This window comes from Desulfofundulus sp. TPOSR (genome assembly GCF_011393055.1).
GTDB lineage: Bacteria > Bacillota > Desulfotomaculia > Desulfotomaculales > Desulfovirgulaceae > Desulfofundulus > Desulfofundulus kuznetsovii.
This window is the reverse complement of sequence record NZ_JAAOEF010000001.1, coordinates 937,009-959,835: the sequence shown is the minus strand read 5'-3', so window position 1 is coordinate 959,835 and position 22,827 is coordinate 937,009. Positions and strand designations below refer to the sequence as shown.

Here is a 22,827-nt window from a genome sequence, read left to right as displayed (position 1 = left end):
TTTTTGTTTGTTTCATGGGGGATACTCAGTTAACTGTGAAAGGCCGTGTATAAAATTTCAGTAGGCACCAGAAGGGGATCAGCCCCCTGAAAAAGAAATGAGACCTCGCGCGCCAAAACACCCCAAAAAGGAGTGTGAGGTCTCATGCTAAATATTCGCCAAATAGTGGGTGCAGTCCTTCTTTTCATTAAGGGTCTGATTGAATTACTTGGTAGTTGCAAGGACTTCTATGAACTTGAAAAAGGCATCCATGAGCTTTGTCAAAAGGTCTGCAACCAAATATTCACCTGGGCACTGGAACAGCTCGATACCCGCCTGATGAATGAACGTGACCGGAGCACCTGGAGGGTGGTTGGATTTCGGGATAAAACAGCCATCAGCACCTTTGGGGAATTTCTCTACAAAAGGCGCCTGTACAAAAACAAAAAAACCGGGGAAACCAACTTCTTTTTGGATGAGCTACTGGGCTGGCCGAAGCGGGCCACGATTACCCCCCGCTTAAAGGAACTGGCTGTCAAACTAAGCACTGAGCTTCCCTTTGACCGGGCGGCGGAGATTTTGAGCTACCTTGTTCCCGGGGTAAGTTCCATGACCATCTGGCAGGCCACCCAGGAAGTAGGCGAAGTTCTCCAACGCGAAGGCCAAGAAAAAAGAGCAGCAGTTTTTGAAGACGGCGAAGCTCCCGGAGGGAAAGAAGTGGCGCCGGAGCTGTGTATTGAAGCCGACGGGGTGATAATCCGCCTGCAAAGGGAAAAGCAGAAACGAAGAGAAATCAAACACATAGTAGCTTACGAGGGGAAGGAGCAAATAGACCGGGATCGCTTCGCCCTGAAAAACAAGCTTGTATTAAGCAGCTTAAATGAAGGTGAGGCAGCCTGGGAAGAAGGTTATGCCGAGATCGGGGGGAAATGGGATTTAAGCCGGACCCAAAAGATCTACATTGGCGGCGATGGAGCAGACTGGCCCAAGCAGGGAGTGGAATACTTCCCCGGCGCCGAATATCGCTTAGACCCATACCACCTGAGCAAGCATTTAACGGAAGCTCTCTGGTATGATGAAGAAACCTTTCGGAAGGTAGCCGCAGCTATTTCCCGGGGTAACTGGCAGGAAACCCAAGGGATTCTAACGGAAGCAGCGAAAAAGACCAGAGGTAACCGGAAGAAGAGGATCACCAGGCTTTTGCAATATCTTGAGGAAAACTGGGTGGGGATTGTTGCCTTGCCGGGAGCAAAACGCCTGGGCACCATTGAAGGGCAGATACAACACAACGTGGCCCGGCGGATGAAACGCCTGGGAGCCCGGTGGACCATTAACGGTGGGGACCGGATGGCCCGGATTTTGGCCGCTAAGGCAAACGGGAAGCTTGATAATTATGTTTTGCGCTGGCCGGTGAAACGCGAAAAGCTGAGGGAATTAGCGCAGTTAAAGCCAGTGGAAAAACAAAAAGCCGGGGATGTGGAAAAATGGCTGCAGGCGACATTACCGGCATTAAAGGGTCCTTTTGCCGACCGGCCGTGGATTAAGTATGTTTTACGGGAACTTGCCCGGCCAGATTTTGCTGCCCTTATTGGCTAACCTGTTCCCTGGTGAGCCTCAGAGGGCTTAAGAGGCAGCGCCGTTAGGGGAGCCTTGACAGCCGGGGCCCCCGCAGGTGGTATAATGGTTTTGCGACGGGGGGTGTATTATTGTTACCTGTTCCCCGGAGCCGCCCCGTCGGTGGGTTTGTCTGACCACCTGCGGGGTGGATGTCAAGGCCGCTGCCTTGAAGCTAATGTTTTTGAGCGGTGAGGTCTCATAACGGGAAAAGTTGTTGTGGAGATACCTACTGGATCTTGACACGGACGCGGCAGGTGGAGGCGCTTAAGGGGACATATGGCTCTAAATTTTCCGAAATAGTAGTACTGACTGACGTTGGTTCTGGTCTTTCCACCAATCGCAGGAGCCTCACCATAGTCACTTCTTTTGCAGGCAAACTCTACGGGTACAGGTCGCACAAGGTAAAAAAGCTAAAAGCGGAAGTGAAAGGGGCGCTGGAACGCCTTGATACTGACGACGAGCGTAAGGCTGCCGAATGAGTTTGTCGGGCCGGTAATAAACTCTAACTACACTGGGCTTGAAGCTGCAGGAGCAGGCCCTGGGGCATTACTGGTCTTTAGAAGGTTTGGAGAAGGTAGCGGCTCACTCCGGACAGATCTGGAAACTTCTCGACGCGGAGATGTCTCGTCCGGAGGATGTTTACATCCCCAGCCGTCCCTGGCGGTGCATTTTGGAGTCGGCGGGCCGCATCCTGCGCTCCCAGGCCGAGCGGAAGCGCATATTCGAGCACCTGCTCCCGTTCTTTACCGGTGGGGCAAAAAACACGGCGAGAAAGCTCTATAAAGAATTCAAGGCTGAAGGTAACCCGGAAAAGTTCGGATACCTTCTAAACGTGGCCGAACAACTGGCGGAATTCTGCACTGAGCACGAAAGGTTGCCGCAGGACTTTTTCGAATTTCAGAGAAAGCCGGAACCGAAGCGGTTCACGTACACCCTGGCCCCGGATGACGGGGCGGAAGACGGGCAGGCGATAAAGTACCGTTTGGAAGAAAACCGGCTGTCGGGCGAAATAAAGCTTCCGGTTACGATAGAGGTGCGGTCGAAAAAGGACTGGCAGTGGTTCCCCTTTTCCGTAGAGATACCGGCTGAACTTCAGGAGAAGCTGGCCGCGGGCGGGGCTTTGTGCGCTCCCGACCTGCGGCTCAAAGTCAAGCCGGACGGCGAACTCGTAGCTTTGCTGGACGTAAAGGTGGAGGTACCGGAGGAGGAACCTTCCGGTGACCCTGGCCGGGCATTGAGTGTGGACTGGGGACTGCGGAAGCTGGTGACCTGCACGGTGGTTTCGAGGAAGGGCCAGCTCACGCCGCCTTTCTTTGTTTTTTGGTTTGGGCTCAAGGCCAGGCTCTTCCGCATCCGGGAGGACATCAAAAAACTCCAGAAAGAACGTGACCGGTACGAAAAAGGGACTCCAGATTGGAAGAAATGTAACCGGAAGATAGCGGCGGCCTGGCAGAAGTACCACCGGGTACAGCACACTCTGGCCCACACGGTGAGTATGCTTTTGGTTTTATTGGCCAAAATTTTTGATTGCCGGCACATTTTCGTCGAATGGCTGGTCACGCTGCGCGGCAAAAAAGGCCGTAACCGGGACCTCAACTGGTGGGTGTCCACGGTGGTGCGGGGTCTACTTTTCCGGCTTCTGAGATACAAGGCGAAGCTGGCGGGTATCCGGGTGTTCATGGTACCGCCGGGAGGCACGAGCCGGGTCTGCCCGCGGTGCCTCGGTGCTGGAAAGCATGTAATCTCTCCGGGAAACAAAACTGAGAAGGATTCCGGCTCCTGGTTCGTCTGTCCTTCGTGTAGCTGGCAGGCGGACCGGGACTATGCGGGAAGCTTGAATATCGCACGGGTCGGTTTTAACCTTACGAGGCCGCTGTCCTATAAGGTCGGCGGCGCGGCGTTGCTGTTCCCGTCGCGGGTAGCTTCTGCGGAAATTTCTCCGGAAGCGATGACCTTTACCACAACTCTCGGTTATGTATGCAGCGTTTTCCTTGCTAACATTGGTTGCTTAGTTAAACTACTGGATTTGCAAAGCTGTACCTAGAAAAGTCTAGTGTGGGAGGAACGGTAGCAGTGTTTTTTAGATGCATAAAAGGGCAATAATAGATCTTGCCAGAAATCAAGGCAAGGAGGCATGACCGTGGCAGAGTTTCCCGGGGGACTGGGCAGCTTTATCACCTTTGTCCAGGTTTTCTTTGGAGTGATCATCGGCCTTTACTTCTGGAACCTGTTAAAGGCCCAGCAGGGTAATAGAACGGCCGTGGAGCGGGAATCCCGCAAGGAAATAGAAAGGCTGCAGCGGTTGCGGTCCATTTCCCTCACCGAACCGCTGGCCGAAAAAACCCGGCCCAGCAAATTCGAGGAGATCATTGGCCAGGAGGAAGGGCTCCGCTCCCTGCGGGCGGCCCTTTGCGGCCCCAATCCCCAGCATGTCATTATCTATGGGCCGCCCGGGGTGGGCAAGACGGCGGCCGCCAGGCTGGTGCTGGAGGAAGCCAAAAAAAACCCCCATTCTCCCTTCAAGGAAAATGCGAAGTTTGTGGAGGTTGATGCCACCACCGCCCGTTTTGACGAGCGGGGAATTGCCGACCCCCTGATTGGTTCAGTGCACGATCCCATCTACCAGGGGGCCGGACCCATGGGCATGGCGGGTATACCCCAGCCCAAACCCGGTGCGGTGACCAGAGCCCATGGGGGGGTACTCTTTATTGATGAAATCGGCGAACTTCACCCGATTCAGATGAACAAGCTGCTCAAGGTCATGGAGGACCGTAAAGTCCTTTTAGAAAGCGCCTATTACAGTTCCGAAGATCCAAATATTCCCAATCATATCCATGATATCTTTCAAAACGGCCTGCCCGCGGATTTCCGCCTGGTGGGGGCCACCACCCGCACCCCGGAGGAAATTCCGCCGGCGCTGCGCTCCCGCTGCGTGGAGATCTTTTTCCGCCCTTTGCTGCCCCACGAAATTGAAATTATTGCCGCCAACGCCGCCCGCAAGGTTGGTTTTCCCCTGGATGAGCGGGGGCTGGCAGTCATTAAAAAATTTGCCACCAACGGACGGGAGGCGGTAAACATTGTACAGATCGCCGCCGGTATTGCTCTTACCGAGGGACGCCAGCAGATCAAAGCGGCCGATGTGGAATGGGTTGTGCACAGCGGCCAGTACAGCCCCCGGCCCGAAAAGAAGGTGGCCTCCCAACCCCAGGTGGGTCTGGTCAACGGCCTGGCCGTTTACGGTCCCAACATGGGGGCGCTGTTAGAAATTGAAGCCAACGCCCTGCCTGTCCCCCGGGGTCAGGGCAAGGTGATTGTTACCGGCGTGGTGGACGAAGAAGAGGTGAAAGGACGGGGGCGGACCATGCGGCGCAAGAGCATGGCCCGGGGGGCGGTGGAAAATGTCCTCACCGTTCTGCGCCGCACCACTGATGTGGATCCCCGGGACTACGACATCCATGTGAACTTCCCCGGCGGCATTCCGGTAGACGGGCCTTCGGCCGGGGTGGCGGTGGCTACGGCGGTATACTCGGCCATTACGGGCATCCCCGTGGATAACCGGGTGGCTATGACCGGCGAGGTTTCCATCCGTGGTCTCGTGCTGCCCGTGGGGGGAATCGTGCCCAAAGTGGAAGCTGCCCGCCAGGCCGGGGCCAGGAAGGTTTTCATCCCCCGGGAAAATTACCAGGAGCTTTTCCGGGACCTGCCGGACGTAGAGGTGGTACCGGTGGACAGGCTGGAAGAGGTGCTCAAAACGGCCCTGATGGAACAACCCGGCGCCGCCCGCAAAGGCGTCCTGCCGGTGCCGCGGGATGTGCTGGCGGCAGCGGGACTGCTTTCTTCCCCCGGCCTTTCGTCAAACCACTGTCCCGGGAGTTAAACCCCAAAATATGGACGGGTGGTGCGCCGCATTCTCATCATAACGGTTTTACTGAACATTTACGACCAGTGAATATTAGCTGTTCCTGACCCGGTGTCTTGCGCCGGGTTCTTGTTTTTCCGCACCACTTATTGCTATGGCAGGAATGTTAGGTGTATGTTAAAATAGTGGTGTGTGTGGCCGGAACGCAGAAACATACCGAGAAGGAGGTGCAGCTATGGAGCCGGTAGTACGAATTTTACCATTGCTGCCGTTAAGGGGCATACTGGTATTTCCCTACATGGTCATCCACCTCGACGTGGGTAGGGAAAAGTCGGTGCAGGCCATTGAGCAGGCCATGATGAACGACCGCATTATTTTTCTGGCCACCCAGAAGGAAGCCCAGACCGACGATCCCGGCGTTGATGACATATACCGGATTGGTAGCGTAGCCGAGGTGAAACAGCTTCTCAAGTTGCCCGGCGGTACCATCCGGGTTCTGGTAGAAGGTCTTGCCCGGGGCCATATCCGGCGTTACCTGGCCTATGAGCCTTTCTTTAAAGTAGAAGTGGAACAATATAATGAAGATTTTATCAAAACCCCCGAAATTGAGGCGTTGATGCGCAGCCTGGTTTACCAGTTCGAGCAATACGTGAAACTCTCCAAGCGCATCCCGCCGGAAACGGTGGTTTCCGTGGTCAACCTGGAGGAACCGGGACGGCTGGCTGATATCGTTGCCTCCCACCTGCCCCTGCGCATAGAGGAAAAACAGCAGGTGCTGGAAGCCGTGGACATTGTCAAACGGCTGGAGAAGCTGTGCGCCCTGGTGGCCAGGGAACTGGAGATCGTGGAACTGGAGCGCAAGATCAATATCCGTGTGCGCAAGCAGATGGAGAAAACCCAGAAGGAATATTACCTGCGGGAGCAGATGAAGGCCATTCAGCGGGAATTGGGTGAAAAGGACGAGCGCGTGGCGGAGGGTGAGGAATACCGGGAGAAGATTGCCGAAGCCAGGCTGCCCAAGGAAGTGGAAGAAAAGGCCCTCAAGGAGGTGGAGCGACTGGAAAAAATGCCGCCCATGGCGGCGGAATCGGCGGTTATTCGCAATTACCTGGACTGGTTGCTGGCGCTGCCCTGGAGCAAGAGCACCCGGGACCGGCTGGATATCAAGGCTGCCGAAGCCATCCTGGAAGAAGACCATTATGGCCTCACCGAGGTCAAGGAGCGGATCCTGGAGTACCTGGCCATCCGCAAGCTGAACAAGAAGATGAAGGGCCCCATCTTGTGCTTCGTCGGCCCGCCGGGGGTTGGCAAGACCTCCCTGGGCCGTTCCATTGCCCGGGCCCTTGAGCGCAAGTTTGTGCGCATTTCCCTGGGCGGCGTGCGGGATGAAGCGGAAATCCGCGGTCATCGCCGCACATATGTGGGTGCGTTGCCGGGCAGGATAATCCAGGGAATGCGCAACGCCGGTTCCAAGAACCCGGTATTTCTGCTGGATGAAATTGATAAGATGAGCATGGACTTCCGGGGCGATCCCTCGGCGGCCCTGCTGGAAGTGCTGGACCCGGAGCAAAACAACAGCTTCAGTGACCATTACATTGAAGTACCCTTTGACCTTTCCAATGTAATGTTCATCACCACGGCCAACGTCCAGCACAGTATCCCGCGGCCCCTTCTGGACCGCATGGAAGTGATCCAGATTTCCGGTTACACTGAAGAGGAAAAAGTGCAGATAGCCTTGAGGCACCTTTTACCCAAACAGCTGAAGGAACACGGGCTCACCCGGGAGATGTTCAGCATTTCAGAAAAAGCCATTCGCCGGGTTATCCGAGAGTACACCCGGGAAAGCGGCGTGCGTAACCTGGAGCGGCAGATTGCCACCCTTTGCCGCAAGGCCGCCCGGCAGATCGTGGCAGAGGAAACGAAAAAGGTTCGCGTTACCGTGCAAAACCTGGAGCACTTCCTGGGAACGCCCAAGTTCCGTTACGGGGTGGCCGAACAGGAAGATCAGGTGGGCGTGGCCACGGGTCTGGCCTGGACCGAGGTTGGGGGCGACACCCTGGCCATCGAGGTTACCGTTTACCGGGGTACCGGCCGGCTTACTTTAACAGGTAAACTGGGTGAAGTAATGAAGGAATCCGCCCAGGCCAGCTACAGTTATGTACGCAGCCGGGCGGGTCAGCTGGGCATAGATGAAGAAGTGTTTGACAAGCACGATATCCACATCCACGTTCCGGAGGGGGCCATCCCCAAGGACGGGCCTTCGGCCGGCATTACCATGGCCTGCGCCCTGGCTTCGGCCTTCACGGGGCGCAAGGTGCGCCATGATGTGGCCATGACCGGGGAAATTACCTTGAGGGGGCGCGTGCTGCCCGTGGGCGGCATCAAGGAAAAGGTGCTGGCCGCACACCGGGCGGGTATCACCACGGTGATTCTGCCCAAGGATAACCGCAAGGAGCTGGACGATATACCGTCCAACGTCAGGAGCAAGATGCAGTTCATCCAGGTGGAGCACATGGATGAAGTCCTGGAAATAGCCCTTTTAGAAAAGGAGCAGGAGCACGAAGCTGCTGAACTGGGCTCCTCCCCGGGGGAGGTTCCCGAGGTTTCCTACCAGCCTGTGATACCGGTTAAGGAGGATCCCGCCGCGATCCATGAACATCGTTTCTGCTGAGTTTGTTAAAAGTGTAGTCGATTTGCAACGCTGCCCGGCCGGGGGCAGGCCCGAGGTTGCCCTGGCCGGGCGCTCCAATGTAGGGAAGTCGTCCCTGTTGAACTGCCTGGTCAACCGCCGGAATCTAGCCCGCACCAGCAATACCCCGGGCAGGACCCGTACCCTGAATTTTTACCTGATCAACAACCGGTTTTACCTGGTGGACCTGCCCGGGTACGGCTACGCACGGGTACCGGAGAAGATGCGGGCCAGCTGGGGACCTTTGATTGAGGGCTACCTGTCCCGCCGCCCGGAGTTGCGGGGTGTAATCCAGATCGTGGACTTGCGCCATCCTCCCACCGCCCAGGACGTGCAGCTGTACCAGTGGCTGAAACATCACCACCTGCCTGCAGTGGTGGTGGCCACCAAGGCGGACAAGCTTTCCAAAAGCCAGGGCCTGCGGCAGTTGCTGGTAGTCCGGCAGACCCTGGGTTTAACCGGGGATGACCCCCTGATTAAATTTTCCGCCCGCACCCGTGAAGGGCGGGACGAGCTCTGGCGCGTCATCGAGGGATGGATAAATTAAATCTTTAAACGTTCAAGCCAGCGCGGTTTTTCCTTTTCCGGAACGTACTCCACCGTTTCCACGGCTTTTTGGGCAAACTGGTTGTTTACCATTTGTTCCGGGGGAATCCTTCTGGCTACTTCCCGGGATTGGTCCAGCAAATCCATGAGATAGTTGTACCTTTCGGGATCGATGACCGGGTTGGTGGCCCAGGTTTCCTGGGCCCGGTAACGCTCAATGGCCCGCATGAGCAGGTTCTCGTTCATATCCCTTAAATAGGGGCTGACCACCCGGGCGGCCTCACGGGTGCCGTGATGGGCCAGCCAGAGCTGGGCTTTGTATACGGCATTGGTGAAGCGCTGCAGGGCGACGGGGTTTTTACGGATGAACTCCGTCCTGGCCGCGTAAACCGCCGCCGGCAGGGGGCCTGCTTCTTTGCCCAGGGAGACCACCACCCGGCCCAGTCCCGCGTTTTCCACCATTGAGGCCTGTGGTTCGGCCAGGATGATAAAATCCCCCGACCCTGCTGAAAAGGCACCTATGCGTAAAGATGCCGGAATGTTGGTATAAAGGGTTACCTCCCGGTAGGGGGCGATGTTGTTCTGTCTTAAAAGCCCCTCTAAAAGCACCGTTTCAATGCTTTCCGGCCAACCGGCGATAACGGTCTTTTCCTTCAAGCTGGCCCATTCAAAGGGGCCGTTTGCTTTGCGGGCCAGCAGGAAATGGCTGTCCTGCCGGGTCAGCGCGGCAAAGGCTACCACGTCGTCCAGCAATCCATCTGCCCGGCTGTAAATGGCCTGTTCCAGGCCAACTAAGGCCACGTCGGCCCGTTCGCCGGCCAGGGCGGGCAGCAGTGTTTGTTCATTGGCAGTGTTTTCCAGAACCACTTCCAGTCCCTGCTCCTTGAAAAAACCCAGGGCCAGGGCTATGTAATGGGGCAGGTGGTAAACCGAACGTGGCCCTTCCATTAGCCGTATGATGTTGGTTTCCGGTTGTGGTTGGCTAAACCTTTTGATGATTATGGCGCCTGCCGACAGGGTCAGGCTCAAGAGCAGCAAAAGCACCAGCAACAACCTGGGCCTGCCCAATTTCCAACACCCCCCGCTCTCCATGGCCTCATTTTCCCCTTTAACTATCTCTATGAGGTTATTAGCATTTCATGCCAGGAATTTGTTCCGGAGGGTGAGCATTCGCTGTCCGGCCACTGGAGTGAGCGGGGATAGCGCCGCATCCAACGGGGTTTACTGAACATTTACCCCGGCTGAGTTATCCCCACTTTCCAACTACCCTGTTTTGGCTCCCGCTCGCTCCGGTGAGCCTCGCGGGCCAAACTAGTGCTCGGCTCAAAGCTCCGGCAGGCTTCCCGGCAAATTCGGCATCCTGCCTCAGTTGCCGGCCTCGGGCATCCATGCCCTCGGGCCTGCCTTCGCTTTTCGCCTCGCTAAGTTTGGCTGGCCGCTCGGCTCAAGTCGCTCGCTAACGAGCCAAAACAGGGGCTTTAAAAAACTGGGGATACTTCAGTTACCCCGGAGGTTGCTAAAAAGCGGGGATCACATTATAATGTTCACAGATTACAGGGAGGAGAGGCATTATGACGCAATTTGACATGCCCACCACTTATGATCCCCGGGCCGTGGAGGAAAAGTGGTACCGCTACTGGGAAGAAAATAAATTCTTTCGTGCTGAGGTTGATAACCGGGAGCCTTTTTCCATTGTGATGCCCCCGCCCAACGTCACCGGGCAGCTGCACATGGGGCACGCCCTGGATAATACTTTACAGGACATTCTCACCCGCTGGCGCCGCATGCAGGGCTACAACACCCTGTGGCTTCCCGGCACCGATCATGCGGGTATTGCCACCCAGGCCAAGGTGGAAGAACAGCTGGCCAAAGAGGGTAAAAACAAATATGACCTGGGCCGGGAGAAGTTCTTAGAACGGGTCTGGGCCTGGAAGGAACAGTACGGGGGGCGAATAACGCACCAGCTGCGCCGCTTAGGGGCTTCCTGTGACTGGGACCGGGAGCGCTTTACCATGGATGAGGGGTGTTCCGAGGCAGTCAAAGAGGTTTTCCTGCGGCTTTACGAACAGGGTCTCATCTACCGGGATTATTACATCGTCAACTGGTGTCCCCGCTGCCATACCACCATTTCCGACATTGAAGTGGAGCACCTGGACAAGCCCGGGCAGCTCTATTACATCAAATACCCCACCAGGGACGGCAGTGATGCCATTACCGTAGCCACCACCCGGCCGGAAACCATGCTGGGGGACGTGGCCGTGGCCGTTCATCCCGGGGACGAACGCTACCGGCACCTGGTGGGCAAAACCCTGGTCCTGCCCCTTTTGGGCCGGGAAATGCCCGTCATTACCGATGAGTACGTGGATCCCTCCTTTGGCACCGGGGCGGTGAAGATCACTCCCGCCCACGATCCCAACGACTTTGAGGTGGGGCGGCGGCATAACCTGCCCCAGGTGCGGGTGATCAACAAGGACGCGGTGATGAACGAAGAGGCCGGCCCTTACCGGGGCCTGGATCGCTGGGAATGCCGCAAGAGGATTATCAAAGATTTAAAAGAGCAGGGTTACCTGGTAAAAATAGAAGATCATAATCACGCCGTGGGGCACTGTTACCGCTGCAACACGGTCATTGAGCCCATGCTGTCCCGCCAGTGGTTTGTGCGCATGAAACCGCTGGCGGAGCCGGCCATCCAGGCGGTAAAGGAAGGACGCATCCGCTTCGTTCCGGAACGCTTCACGAAAATTTACCTGAACTGGATGGAAAACATCCGGGACTGGTGCATTTCCCGGCAGCTCTGGTGGGGACACCGCATCCCGGTGTGGTATTGCCAGGAGTGTGAGGAGGCTATTGCGGCCAAGGAACCGCCCCGGAAATGCACCCGTTGTGGCAGCTCTCGCCTGGAGCAAGATCCCGACGTGCTGGACACCTGGTTTTCCTCGGCCCTGTGGCCTTTTTCCACACTGGGCTGGCCGGAAAAGACGCCTGAGCTGGGTTATTATTATCCCACTTCCGTGCTGGTGACGGGGCGGGACATTATCTTCTTCTGGGTGGCCCGGATGATTGTGAGCGGCCTTCATTTCATGCGGGAAGTGCCCTTCCGGGAAGTGTTCATCCATGGCCTGGTGCTGGACGCCCTGGGGCGCAAGATGAGCAAGTCCCTGGGCAACGGGGTGGACCCCATTGACGTTATTGAAAGCCATGGCGCAGACAGCCTGCGCTTCATGCTGGTTACCGGGAACACGCCTGGTAACGACCTGCGCTTTCACTTTGAGCGCCTGGACGGGGCGAGGAACTTTGCCAACAAGATCTGGAATGCTTCCCGTTTTGCCCTGATGAACCTCCAGGATTACGATCCGGCCTCGGCCCCGGGCAGGGAAGCCCATACCCTGGCCGAACGCTGGATCTTGAGCCGCTACCAGGCCTGCGTGCAGGAAGTAACCAGGTTCCTGGATTCCTACGAACTGGGAGAAGCAGCCCGGGTTCTCTATGAATTCATCTGGGATGAGTTCTGCGACTGGTATATTGAACTGGTCAAACCCCGGCTTTACCACGGCCAGGACGGTCGGGACCGGGCCTGCGCCCAGGATGTGCTGGCCCGGGTGTTGCGGGGAACCATGGAGCTGCTCCATCCCTTTATGCCCTTTATCACCGAGGAAATCTGGCAGCGCCTCCCCCACCAGGGTCGCACGATTATGCAAGCCCCCTGGCCGGTCTACCGGCCCGAGTTGCGGGATGAAAAGGCCGAGGCCGAGATGGCGGTGCTCATGGAGATAATCCGGTCCATCCGCCACATCAGAAGCGAAATGAATGTTCCCCCGGGCAAGACGGCGGACGTCGTTCTGGTTGTAACTGACGGCGATACCCGGGATTTGATCCAGAAGTGGTCCGGTTACATCCAGGGGCTGGCCCGCTGCCGGGTGCAGGTGAAACCTCAACTGGACCGGGTCCCCCCGCAGGCCGCCCACGGTGTGGCCAGGGGTGTGGAGATTTATGTGCCCCTGGCCGGACTCATCGACATTGACCGGGAACTGGCCCGCCTGAAAAAGGAACTGGAGGCAGTGGAAAAGGAGCTCAAGAGAGTGGAAGGCAAGCTGGGAAACGAAAGTTTCCTGGCCAAAGCGCCGGCGGAAGTGGTGGAAAAGGAACGGGCCAAAGAAGCGGAGCTGGCGGGCAAAGCAACTGCCATCCGGGAAAGGCTGGCCATGCTCGAGGGATAAAGTTTAAAGTGCCCCAGCGTTTAGAGGTGCAGAAATTCGAAGATTGTTTGGGGTGACAGCGGTGCAGTATGATGAAGCCATGACCTACCTGCAGAACCTGACCAAATTCGGGGTAAATTTCGGCCTGGGGCGGATAAAAGAGCTGTTGCGCCGGCTGGGGGATCCCCAGGAAAAGCTCAAAGTGGTGCATATCGGGGGAACCAACGGCAAAGGTTCCACCACCGCCATGGTGGCTTCCGTGCTCACTGCTGCCGGCTATCGCACGGGCACCTTTACCTCACCCCACCTGCATTCCTATACGGAACGATACCAGATTGACGGAGTGCAAATCCCTCCTGAGCGGGTGGCCTCGTTGATCAGCCAGCTGAAGCCCCACCTGGAAGCCATGGTGGAAGAGGGTTTTGAGCATCCCACCGAGTTTGAGGTTAGCACGGCCATGGCCTTCAAGTATTTTTACGAAGAAGGGGTGGATTTTTTAATTCTGGAGGTAGGGCTGGGAGGAGCCATTGATTCCACCAATGTGGTGGAAAAACCCCTGGTAACGGTCATTACCAACGTAGCCATGGACCACATGGATTACCTGGGCCAGACCATCCGGGAGATTGCCACTGTCAAGGCCGGAATTATCAAGCCCGGTGTGCCCCTGGTAACGGCCTGCCGGGGGGAAGCCCTGGAAGTGGTGGCAAAGTTTTGCCGGGAGAAAGGTTCGCCCATGGTGCTGGTGAACAGTGTGGGCACCGCCATTGCTTCGGGGGCGGGAGTGACGGAGGAGACCGGCAACAGATTCAATCTCAACCCGGGAATTTCTTGCCGCACCGTTTTGTGGGAAGCAGCCGGGGGCGGGCTTGATCAGGGCGGCCAGTACCTTGCAGTGCACGGCCTGCGCCGCACCTACCGGGATCTCTTTATCCCCCTGCTGGGGAGGCATCAGCTGGTGAACGCCGCCGGGGCGGTGGCGGTGGTGGAATTGTTGATGGAGCAGGGGTTTGCCATTCCGGAGGAAGCCCTGTACCGGGGCCTGGCTGTGGTCCGCTGGCCGGCCCGGCTGGAGATTGTCTTGAGCCGGCCCCTGGTGCTCCTGGACGGTGCCCATAACTACGACGGCGCCCGCAGCCTGGCAAGGGCATGGGACGATTATTTCACCGGCAGGCAGGTGGTGCTGGTCATCGGTATGCTGGGGGATAAGGAACGGGGCCGGGTGGTGGCTGAACTGGCCCCCCGGGCCCGGGCGGTGGTGGTTACCCGGCCCAACAGCCCCCGGGCCGGCGACTGGCAGCGTCTGGCCGAAGAGGCCCGCAAATATGTAACCGAGGTCTACACCATCGAGTCGGTTCCCGAGGCTGTGGAGTATGCCTTGTCCCTGGCCCGTCCAAGTGAGCTGGTTTGCATAACCGGTTCACTGTACATGGTGGCCGAGGCCCGGGAGGTACTCATGGAGAAGGGGACAACGGATGGGGTCCCGCACGCGGGTGGGAAAGGATAGCATTAATTTGAATTAAAGAATAAATAAATTAAATGAAATTATGGGACACTTCGTAATAAAGCACCGGATGATCCGGTGCTTTTTTTTAATTTTGGTACGTTTGGATAAAACCCCTCCGGCCAACTCATAATACCATCTCGAAGGGTTAATTCATGAAGGAGGTATAGTCTTCCCGGGAGGTGTTCTTTTGGTCCGTATTTTAAAAAAGTTTGCCCGGATTTTACCCCGGAGCAACAAAAAACCCCAATCCTTCAAGGAAAGCCACACTCAATGGGAGCAAAGCTTCGAGGCCGGGGAATTGAAAAAAATGCCCCTGAGTTCCCGGTTAAAGGATAACCTGGCTCTTATTAAGCAAATCCTGGGGCACAGCAGCGATTTGGTTATCCGCGAGCTTCAGCTTGGTGTTGACGGGGGTGTTCCCGGGGCCGTTGTTTTTATTGACGGCATGACGGACAAGGGTACGGTCAACGACACCTTGATCAAGGGCCTGACCCTGGAGTCCCGCATGGCCGGCCTGGGGGGGAAGGCGGCCGGGAATTTGTTCACCCTGGTCCGTAATTTCATGATTAATGTGAGTTCGGTAAAGGAAGCTGCTACTGCTTTTGAACTTCTGGACGGGATTCTTTATGGTGACGCAGCCGTACTCGTTGAAGGGGAGGCGGTGGCCCTCCTGGCCACCGCTCCCGGTTGGCCGGTGCGGGGTATCGAGGAGCCCACCAGTGAGAGCGTGGTGCGGGGGCCCCGGGAGGGGTTTACCGAGTTGCTGCGCACCAACACCTCCCTCATCCGCCGCCGCCTGCGCAATCCCAACCTGGTGGTGGAGAAGATCACCCTGGGGGAGCGCACCCGTACCTTTGTGGAGATCGTTTATGTCAGGGGACTGGCCGATCCCCGGCTGGTGCAGGAAGTGAAAGACCGTCTTTCTCGCATCAAGGTGGACGGCATAATCGAAAGTGGTAATATCGAAGAATTAATCGAAGATCACCCGTATTCTCCCTTCCCCCAGGTGTTCCGCACCGAGCGTCCCGACCGGGTGGTGAGCATGCTTCTGGACGGGCGCGTGGCCATTATCACCGACGGCACCCCTTTTGTGCTCATCATGCCGGCGGAGTTTGTCGTTTTCGTACAGTCTTCCGAGGACTACTACGAACGCTTTTTTCTGGCCACGGCCGTACGCTGGCTTCGTTACATTGCCTTTATTGCATCTTTGATATTACCTTCGCTTTACATATCCATTACCACCTTTCACCAGGAAATGATCCCCACCCGGCTTTTGATCAACATAGCCGCCTCCCGGGAAGGGGTGCCCTTCCCGGCCTTTGTGGAGGCCTTCCTGATGGAGTTTACCTTTGAAGCCTTAAGGGAGGCCGGTATCCGCCTGCCCCGGAACGTGGGCCAGGCAGTGAGCATTGTGGGGGCCCTGGTGATCGGCCAGGCGTCCGTGTCGGCCGGGATTGTGTCCAGCCTGATGGTTATAGTCGTGGCCCTGACCGGGATCAGTTCCTTTGTGGCGCCGGTTTTCAGCATGGCCATCGCTGTGCGAGTGTTGCGTTTCCCCATAATGGTCCTGGCGGCCACCCTGGGGATCTTCGGGGTGATGATGGGGCTTTTGGCTATCCTGGTGCACATGGCTTCCATGCGTTCCTTCGGCATCCCTTACCTGGCCCCCCTGGCCCCCCTGCACGCCAGGGATTTAAAGGATGTGGTGATTCGGGCGCCCCTGTGGGCCATGGAAGCCCGCCCTTCAGAGCTGGCCAAAGAAGATCCCATTCGCCAGACCCCGGGCTTGAAACCCGCCCCACCAACCCAGAAGGGGCAAAAGGGAGGCGGCGGTGGGCAAAGAAGGTAACAGAACCCGCATCTGTATCCTTGCAAGCTTAAAGGGTAGTGGCCAAATGAGCAGGTTTCGTTTTGATTGCAACGCAAAACAGCCGGAACCAGTCCCGGGTCATCGTTTCCGACTTTTTCCCCGGGGCGGGCGGATTAAGGTGTTAGTGTTTCTGTTGTTGTTTTTGCCTTTCGTCCTCACTGGCTGCTGGGACCACCGGGAAGTGGAAGATCTGGGCATTGTTTTGCTCACGGCCGTGGATGCCGCCCCCGGGGGCAAGATACGCCTGGTAGTGCAGACCCTGGTTCCCACGGCCGTTGCCGGCGGAGGTGGAATCACAGGTATGGGCGGTGGTGGTGGAGGTGGCGGAGGTGGCGGAGGTGGCGGACGTAAGCGCTACCTCAACCTGGCTACGGAGGGTAGGACGGTTTTTGAAGCCATCCGCCGGTTGTCCATGGAAAGTCCCCGGGAGCTTTTTTTCGCCCACAACCAGGTGGTCATTATTTCCGAAAAACTGGCCCGGGAAAGGGGGGTTGCGGAAGTGCTGGATTTCTTTGAGCGCAACCGCCAGTTCCGGCGGGATACCTGGATCCTGATAGCCAGGGGGGATCCCAGGGATATCATGGAGGTTCCCGTCCACCTGGAGGTCACCCCGGCACAGAATATCGTGGGGGTAATCAACAACCAGGAACTTTCCGCCCGTTTCGCCCCCACCCACCTGGGGGAATTTGCCGAGATGCTGGAGAGTTCAGGCGAGGAGCCCTATACGGCCATTTTGGAAGCAGTGCCCAACGCCGCTTTTAGCCGCGTGTCCCTGCACCCCGGGGGGGCAGGGCCTGCGCCCTTTCATAACATCAAACTTACCGGAACGGCCGTCTTTCGCCGGGACAAGCTGGTGGGATGGCTTAACGAACGGGAAGCCCGGGGATTGTTGTGGGTGCGGGGGGAAGTGCGGGGCGGGCCAATCACCTTTTCCCTTCCCGGCCCCCGGGGTGAACAGAAACTGGCCGTGGAAATTTTGCGTGCCGGCCGGGGGGGAGTGAAGCTGGAACCGTTTCTGGCCGGCGGGCAGCCGGGCATGAGGGTGGAGATCACCACCCGCGTGAACCTTACCGAATCGGAAAACCTGGAGCTTGATTTAAGGAATCCCCAGGTCATTTCCCGGTTGGAAAAACAGCTGGCCGAGGTAATCAAGCAGGAGGTTATGGCCTGCGTGACCAGGCTGCAGGAGGAATACCGGGCCGATGCCCTCGGCTTTGGTGAAGCGGTGCACCGCAAGTATCCCCGGGTATGGAGGCAGGTAGAAGGGGAATGGGAGGATGTTTTCGCGACCATGCCCGTGACGGTGGAGGTAAAAACGGTGATCCGGCGCATAGGCCTGATCAATAAACCCTTACGGCCTCCCAGGATGCAGGAAGCTCAGTGAACATATCAAGGAGGGTGATCTACGATGGAGATTGCTTTGCTCAGCCTGCTCTTTATCGCCATCATCGCCCTGCAGGTGCCACCCCTGGTGAAAAAGAAAATGTGGCGGGAGTTGGTTGCTTTCAGTGTCCTTTTGATCTTGGGCATGATCTACAGCTTTGGCCTGGTTCTGGGATTACCGCTGCCCAATCCGGCCAGGGCCGTGGAGGCCGTTTTTACTCCCCTGACCGGCTTGATCCAGAAGGCGCTCACGTAAAAAAAGAGGTAAAGATGTACCGGCGCCGGACAGTTTGGCCGGGCACCCCCAAGGCATAAGGCTGGACTTTGCCGGCCAATGGGGCTATAATTAATTCCAGACGTAAGGCCCGTCGTTTTTTGGCGGTGGGCCTTTTTATGTGGAGGGAGCTTCAATGGTTTTGGATCTTGCCCTGTTATTGATCAGTCTGGGGGTTATCCTGGTTAGCGCCGGTTTTTTTACCAACGGTGTGGAATGGCTGGGAAGGAAGCTTTGCCTGACCGAGGGGGCGGTAGGGAGCATCCTGGCTGCGGTGGGTACGGCCATGCCGGAAACGGTCATTCCCCTGATCGCCATCCTTTTAGGCAGCGGTGAGGTGGGGGAAGAAATAGGCATCGGAGCCATTCTTGGCGCACCCTTTATGCTGGGAACCCTGGCTTTACTGATCAGCGGGGGGGCCGTGCTGGTCTTCCGCCGCACGCGCCTGGAGCCCGATCCCCACGTGATCCGGCGGGACCTGTTTTTCTTCCTGGTGGTTTATACATTGGCCATTGCGGCTGCTTTTCTACCCCGTCCGTTAAAGCTGGTGGTAGCCCTGGGGCTGGTTGTCGCCTACATTTATTTTGTATATGAAACCATTACCAAGGGGCGCACCCTGGACCAGGAGGAAGGGGAATGCGAACCCCTTTACCTGTGTAAAAGGGTCGACAATCCTCCCCTGGTTCTGGTAATCGTCCAGGTGCTCCTGGCCTTTTTGGGGATCGTGGCCGGGGCAAAGGTTTTTGTGGATGGCGTGGCGGATCTCTCGGCCATACTGGGGGTGCCTGCTTTTGTTTTCTCCCTTCTGGTTGCCCCTCTGGCCACGGAGATGCCCGAAAAATTTAACAGTGTTATCTGGCTTGCCCAGCGCAAGGATACCATGGCCCTGGGTAATATTACCGGGGCGATGGTTTTTCAGAGTTCCGTTATTCCAGCCATCGGCATTATCCTGACCCCATGGGTGCTCACCGAAACGGCCTTTTTAAGTGCTCTTTTGGCGCTGGCTTCCGGGTTGGTGACTTACCTGTTGCTTTTGCGGCGCGGTTTTCTTGATGCACGGCTTCTGGTGGCCTACGGCGGGGTTTTTTACGCTGCCTTTGTGGCGGCGGTGCTTACCGGAACAATAGGGTAAGATCCCCCCACCCTACCGCCGGGCGAAAAACGCCGGTGCGAGAGTGGAAATGCTTGACAGGGCGGAATTGCAGCTTGTCACAAAAGAGGCAAAATGATAAACTAGTACAGATAAGTGGTCAATTTTCGATGGCCGGGTGATAGCTGTGGCTGCTATGTACAAGCCCCAGAGAAACTTCTGGTTGCTGGTAATTCTTATGCTGGTCGGGGCACTGGTGGGTGATGCGCTGGGAGCAGTGCTCATTCCTTTTTTGCCCGCGCTCAAGCCTTTTGCCTCCGTGGGCCTTGCCCCGGCTACTTTGGATCTTCATTTTGCCCGGCTCACCTTTGGTTTTACCCTTACCTTAGGGCCTCTCACGGCGCTGGGCTTACTCCTGGGATATCTTTTATACCGTAAACTCTAAATGCGGAGGTTCAAAAGTGTTGCCTATTTACCTGGCTTCTTCTTCGCCGCGCCGGAGCATGTTGCTGGAACAGCTGGGCTTGCCTTTCACCGTAGTGGTGCCCGAGGTTGAGGAAGAGGTGCAAGAAGGATTGCCCCCCCATCAACTGGTAGAGACGCTGGCCTTAAGAAAAGCCGGGGCCGTGGCGCCCTCCATTTCCAAAGGGTTGGTGGTGGCGGCGGATACTGTAGTGGTCTGGCAGGGCAAGGTCCTGGGCAAACCGGCCGACGCCCGGGAGGCCGCGGAGATGCTCGGCCTCCTGGCGGGGAATGAGCATGAGGTTTTCACCGGCGTGGCGGTGATGGAAAAACCCTCCGGGCGCCGGGTGGTTACCCACGAGCGCACCCGGGTTAGGTTCAGACCGCTGACCACAGAAGAAATTGCCAGGTATGTGGCCACCGGTGAACCCCTGGACAAGGCAGGGGCCTATGCTGCCCAGGGACTGGGGGCAATTTTTATTGCCGGAATCAGGGGATGCTATTTTAATGTGGTCGGCCTTCCCCTGGCCCGTTTGGCCCAGGTGCTGAAGGAATTTGGTGTGGATCCCCTGGAGTATGTTCAAAACAACTGAGATTTTCCCCGAAAGTTTCCCCGGGAACCCTTTCGGGTATCTTTTAAGTGTGTTTGGAGGCTGCAAGAAGCCTTGGATTCCCCAACGTACCGCATTACCATTAAGGACATGCCCGTGGATCTGCGCCCCCGGGAGCGTATTTTGCGGGATGGCGCCGGGGTGCTGACGGATCTGGAGCTTTTGGCCGTTCTCTTGCGTACGGGTACACCCACGGCCAGTGCTATGGAACTGGCGGCGGCCCTTTTGGGGCATTTCGGCGGCCTGCGGGGCCTGGTTGATGCCTCCGTGGAGGAGTTGAGCAGTGTCCGGGGGGTCGGGCCGGCCAAGGCGGCCATGTTGAAAGCGGCCCTGGAGCTGGGCCGCCGCATTGCCCAGGCCGGCGGGGAAACCCGGCCGGTGATCAGGAGTCCCGAAGATGCCGCCCGTTTGGTCATGGAGGAAATGCGCCATCTGGACAGGGAGCATTTCCGGGCGTTATTGTTGAATACCAAAAACCAGGTGATTGCCCGGGAGATCATTTCCATCGGTACCCTTAATTCCTCCACGGTGCATCCCCGGGAATTGTTTAAGAATGCCATTCGCCGCAATGCGGCGGCGGTAATCCTGTTGCACAACCACCCCAGCGGGGATCCAACCCCCAGCCAGGAGGACCTGGAGGTGACCAGGCGCCTGCTGGAAGCCGGGCGCATTATCGGCATTGAGGTTCTGGATCACCTGATTATTGGGGATAATAAGTACATCAGTTTCAAGGCCAAAGGTTTGATTTAGATGATCTGGATGGAAAGGGGAGAGAACATGCGGATCGGGCTGTTCTCCAAGGATATGGGTATAGACCTGGGCACCGCCAACTCCCTGGTTTATGTAAAGGGCAAGGGTATTGTTTTAAGGGAGCCCTCGGTGGTGGCCATTCAGCGGGATACCGGCCAGGTGCTGGCCGTGGGGGAAGAGGCCAAGCAGATGATTGGCCGTACGCCCGGCAACATCGTAGCCATCCGGCCCATGAAGGACGGGGTAATTGCCGACTTCGACGTAACCCAGAGCATGATCAAGTACTTCATCAACAAGGCCCTGCGCAACCGCACCTTTCTCATCCGCCCCCGGGTAGTGGTTTCGGTTCCCTCCGGGGTGACGGCGGTGGAGGAGCGGGCGGTGCGGGAAGCCGCCCTGCAGGCCGGCGCCCGGGAAGCCTATCTCATTGAGGAGCCCATGGCTGCGGCCATTGGCGCCGGTCTGCCCGTACATGAGCCAACAGGCAATATGATTGTGGATATCGGCGGGGGTACCGCCGAGGTGGCGGTAATTTCCCTGGGGGGTATTGTTACCAGCCGCTCCATTCGCATTGCCGGGGATGAGATGGATGAAGCCATTATCCAGCATGTAAAAAAGGCCTATAATCTCATGATCGGTGAGCGCACGGCGGAGGAGATCAAGATTGAAATAGGAACCGCCTATCCCACCGGGGAAGTCCAGACCTATGACGTTCGGGGAAGAGACCTGGTGACCGGCCTGCCCAAAACGGTGCGCATTACCTCCGAGGAGATTTACAAGGCTCTCTCCGAGCCGGTATCGGCTATTCTGGATGCCATTAAGGGCACCCTGGAGCAGACTCCGCCGGAGCTGGCCGCCGACATTATGGACCGGGGCATTGTCATGGCCGGGGGCGGTTCACTGCTGCAGGGGCTGGACCGGCTGGTGAGCGAAGAGACGGCCATGCCCGTGCACCTGGCCGACGAGCCGCTTTTGTGTGTGGCTTACGGCACCGGGCGGGTGCTGGAAAATATCGATGTTTTACGCCGGGTACTCATTAACCCGCGCAAGCTGTCGTAAACTGAAACAAAAGATAGGTGTTGATCCCGTTGACTTCGGGTAAGAGGCTTTTTTTTCTGGTTATTTTGCTGGTCCTGGTCCTGTACGTGATGCGGGTGACCGCCTTCAGCCGGGTGGAAGTAACGCCCCTGGAAAAGATACTGGTGGATACCTTTGCCCCTTTAGAACAGGTAACCGCCAGGCTGGGCCGGGGGGTCAGGGATATAGTCACCTTTCCCCTCTCCCTGGTGAACGCATCGCGCCGGGCAAGGGAGTTATCGGAGCAGGTGGCCCGGCTGGAAGGCGAGCTTCACCGGGCGAGGGAATACCGTTTGGAAAATGAGAGACTGAAAAAGCTGCTGGATTTTAAAAGCGGTCCCGCTGCCGACTCCGGACTTGAAGTTACCGCGGCGGCAGTAATAGGCCGGGATCCGGGGAACTGGTTCAGCACCATTACCATCAACAAAGGCCGGGCTGAAGGCATCAGAGAAAACATGACGGTATTGACTCCCCGGGGTCTGGTGGGGCGGGTGATTGCCGCCACCGACCGTACCGCCACCGTTTTATTAATTACCGACCCCCGCAGTGCAGTCAGCGCTTTAGTGCAGGACAGCCGTACGCCGGGTATGGTTGAGGGCACCGCCGGGAGTGCCGGAAGCCTGCGCATGATCCACATACCAAACGACATGCCCACAAGACCCGGGCAGGTGGTGGTTACTTCCGGTACGAAGAGCATTTTTACCAGGGGCATCCCCATTGGCGAGATAACCAGTGTGAAGAGGGATCCGACCGGTCTTTTCTTTGAAGCCTCCGTGCGGCCCTTTGTGGATTTTAACCGCCTGGAGGAAGTGCTGGTGATTACCGGGACGCACCCCCCGGCTCCTTAAGCCGGGCCGTGTACCGGACGTTTTTCCTGGAAAGTCGCGATTGAAAAGATGACCGTGCGGGAGGTTTTTTTC

Annotated in this window: 17 protein-coding genes and 1 pseudogene; 17 read left to right on the top strand and 1 reads right to left on the bottom strand. The window is 57.3% G+C overall.

The window, feature by feature from the left end; genetic code table 11:
* Positions 1-144 precede the first annotated feature (144 nt).
* The 6 genes and pseudogenes from G7K71_RS04785 (at position 145) to yihA (ending at position 8,691) form a co-directional block, all read left to right on the top strand.
* Positions 145-1,575 (top strand): ISLre2 family transposase, encoded by a 1,431-nt coding sequence (locus G7K71_RS04785; RefSeq protein ID WP_166343884.1) that lies wholly within the window; start codon positions 145-147, stop codon positions 1,573-1,575.
* A gap of 368 nt (positions 1,576-1,943) precedes the next feature.
* Positions 1,944-2,075 (top strand): annotated as a pseudogene (locus G7K71_RS04780) (IS607 family transposase); the annotation flags it as partial.
* A 38-nt stretch (positions 2,076-2,113) separates the two neighbouring features.
* Complete coding sequence (locus tag G7K71_RS04775; RefSeq protein ID WP_207712645.1) at positions 2,114-3,640, top strand: zinc ribbon domain-containing protein; 1,527 nt, start codon at positions 2,114-2,116, stop codon at positions 3,638-3,640.
* A 96-nt stretch (positions 3,641-3,736) separates the two neighbouring features.
* Entirely contained in the window at positions 3,737-5,473 is a 1,737-nt protein-coding gene (gene lonB / locus G7K71_RS04770) for an ATP-dependent protease LonB (RefSeq protein WP_313884887.1), read from the top strand.
* A gap of 217 nt (positions 5,474-5,690) precedes the next feature.
* Positions 5,691-8,126, top strand: a complete 2,436-nt coding sequence (gene lon, locus G7K71_RS04765; protein WP_166343880.1) for an endopeptidase La — start codon at positions 5,691-5,693, stop codon at positions 8,124-8,126.
* Positions 8,107-8,691, top strand: a complete 585-nt coding sequence (yihA, locus tag G7K71_RS04760; protein ID WP_013821540.1) for a ribosome biogenesis GTP-binding protein YihA/YsxC — start codon at positions 8,107-8,109, stop codon at positions 8,689-8,691. The genes lon and yihA overlap by 20 nt, the downstream gene beginning before the upstream one ends.
* Here the strand turns inward: yihA and G7K71_RS04755 are convergent.
* Positions 8,688-9,758, bottom strand: coding sequence for an ABC transporter substrate-binding protein (locus G7K71_RS04755; RefSeq protein ID WP_166343878.1), 1,071 nt, complete (start codon positions 9,756-9,758; stop codon positions 8,688-8,690). The genes yihA and G7K71_RS04755 overlap by 4 nt on opposite strands.
* 503 nt (positions 9,759-10,261) lie before the next feature.
* Between G7K71_RS04755 and G7K71_RS04750 the strand changes: the two genes are divergently transcribed.
* The 11 genes from G7K71_RS04750 (at position 10,262) to mreC (ending at position 22,755) form a co-directional block, all read left to right on the top strand.
* Complete coding sequence (locus G7K71_RS04750; RefSeq protein WP_166343876.1) at positions 10,262-12,907, top strand: valine--tRNA ligase; 2,646 nt, start codon at positions 10,262-10,264, stop codon at positions 12,905-12,907.
* A gap of 61 nt (positions 12,908-12,968) precedes the next feature.
* On the top strand, positions 12,969-14,390 hold the full coding sequence (locus G7K71_RS04745) for a folylpolyglutamate synthase/dihydrofolate synthase family protein (protein ID WP_313884886.1): 1,422 nt from the start codon (positions 12,969-12,971) through the stop codon (positions 14,388-14,390).
* A 187-nt stretch (positions 14,391-14,577) separates the two neighbouring features.
* Entirely contained in the window at positions 14,578-16,239 is a 1,662-nt protein-coding gene (locus G7K71_RS04740) for a spore germination protein (protein ID WP_166343874.1), read from the top strand.
* Between the two features lie 139 nt (positions 16,240-16,378).
* Positions 16,379-17,644: a Ger(x)C family spore germination protein gene (locus G7K71_RS04735; RefSeq protein ID WP_166343872.1), complete on the top strand. Its 1,266-nt coding sequence runs from the start codon at positions 16,379-16,381 to the stop codon at positions 17,642-17,644.
* Between the two features lie 24 nt (positions 17,645-17,668).
* Complete coding sequence (locus G7K71_RS04730; RefSeq protein WP_013821546.1) at positions 17,669-17,899, top strand: hypothetical protein; 231 nt, start codon at positions 17,669-17,671, stop codon at positions 17,897-17,899.
* Positions 17,900-18,053: 154 nt separating this feature from the next.
* Complete coding sequence (locus G7K71_RS04725; protein ID WP_166343870.1) at positions 18,054-19,049, top strand: sodium:calcium antiporter; 996 nt, start codon at positions 18,054-18,056, stop codon at positions 19,047-19,049.
* 154 nt (positions 19,050-19,203) lie between these two features.
* Positions 19,204-19,452 carry a DUF4321 domain-containing protein gene (locus G7K71_RS04720; protein ID WP_166343868.1) on the top strand — a complete coding sequence of 83 codons (249 nt, stop codon included), beginning with the start codon at positions 19,204-19,206 and terminating at the stop codon, positions 19,450-19,452.
* A 16-nt stretch (positions 19,453-19,468) separates the two neighbouring features.
* The gene (locus G7K71_RS04715) at positions 19,469-20,062 is read left to right on the top strand and encodes a nucleoside triphosphate pyrophosphatase (protein WP_166343866.1); all 594 of its coding nucleotides are present in this window, start codon (positions 19,469-19,471) and stop codon (positions 20,060-20,062) included.
* A 108-nt stretch (positions 20,063-20,170) separates the two neighbouring features.
* On the top strand, positions 20,171-20,830 hold the full coding sequence (gene radC / locus G7K71_RS04710) for a DNA repair protein RadC (RefSeq protein WP_041283107.1): 660 nt from the start codon (positions 20,171-20,173) through the stop codon (positions 20,828-20,830).
* A gap of 27 nt (positions 20,831-20,857) precedes the next feature.
* Positions 20,858-21,889 (top strand): rod shape-determining protein, encoded by a 1,032-nt coding sequence (locus G7K71_RS04705; protein WP_013821551.1) that lies wholly within the window; start codon positions 20,858-20,860, stop codon positions 21,887-21,889.
* 29 nt (positions 21,890-21,918) lie between these two features.
* The gene (gene mreC, locus G7K71_RS04700; protein WP_166343864.1) at positions 21,919-22,755 is read left to right on the top strand and encodes a rod shape-determining protein MreC; all 837 of its coding nucleotides are present in this window, start codon (positions 21,919-21,921) and stop codon (positions 22,753-22,755) included.
* The last annotated feature ends 72 nt before the right edge of the window (positions 22,756-22,827 follow it).

What these genes read in the sequence shown, in the direction of transcription:
- G7K71_RS04725 (WP_166343870.1), top strand. Translation starts at nt 18,054, where the DNA reads ATGGTTTTGGATCTTGCCCTGTTATTGATCAGTCTGGGGGTTATCCTG.
- G7K71_RS04720 (WP_166343868.1), top strand. Translation starts at nt 19,204, where the DNA reads ATGTACAAGCCCCAGAGAAACTTCTGGTTGCTGGTAATTCTTATGCTG.
- yihA (WP_013821540.1), top strand. Translation starts at nt 8,107, where the DNA reads ATGAACATCGTTTCTGCTGAGTTTGTTAAAAGTGTAGTCGATTTGCAA.
- G7K71_RS04750 (WP_166343876.1), top strand. Translation starts at nt 10,262, where the DNA reads ATGACGCAATTTGACATGCCCACCACTTATGATCCCCGGGCCGTGGAG.
- radC (WP_041283107.1), top strand. Translation starts at nt 20,171, where the DNA reads ATGCCCGTGGATCTGCGCCCCCGGGAGCGTATTTTGCGGGATGGCGCC.
- G7K71_RS04785 (WP_166343884.1), top strand. Translation starts at nt 145, where the DNA reads ATGCTAAATATTCGCCAAATAGTGGGTGCAGTCCTTCTTTTCATTAAG.
- G7K71_RS04705 (WP_013821551.1), top strand. Translation starts at nt 20,858, where the DNA reads ATGCGGATCGGGCTGTTCTCCAAGGATATGGGTATAGACCTGGGCACC.
- lon (WP_166343880.1), top strand. Translation starts at nt 5,691, where the DNA reads ATGGAGCCGGTAGTACGAATTTTACCATTGCTGCCGTTAAGGGGCATA.
- G7K71_RS04730 (WP_013821546.1), top strand. Translation starts at nt 17,669, where the DNA reads ATGGAGATTGCTTTGCTCAGCCTGCTCTTTATCGCCATCATCGCCCTG.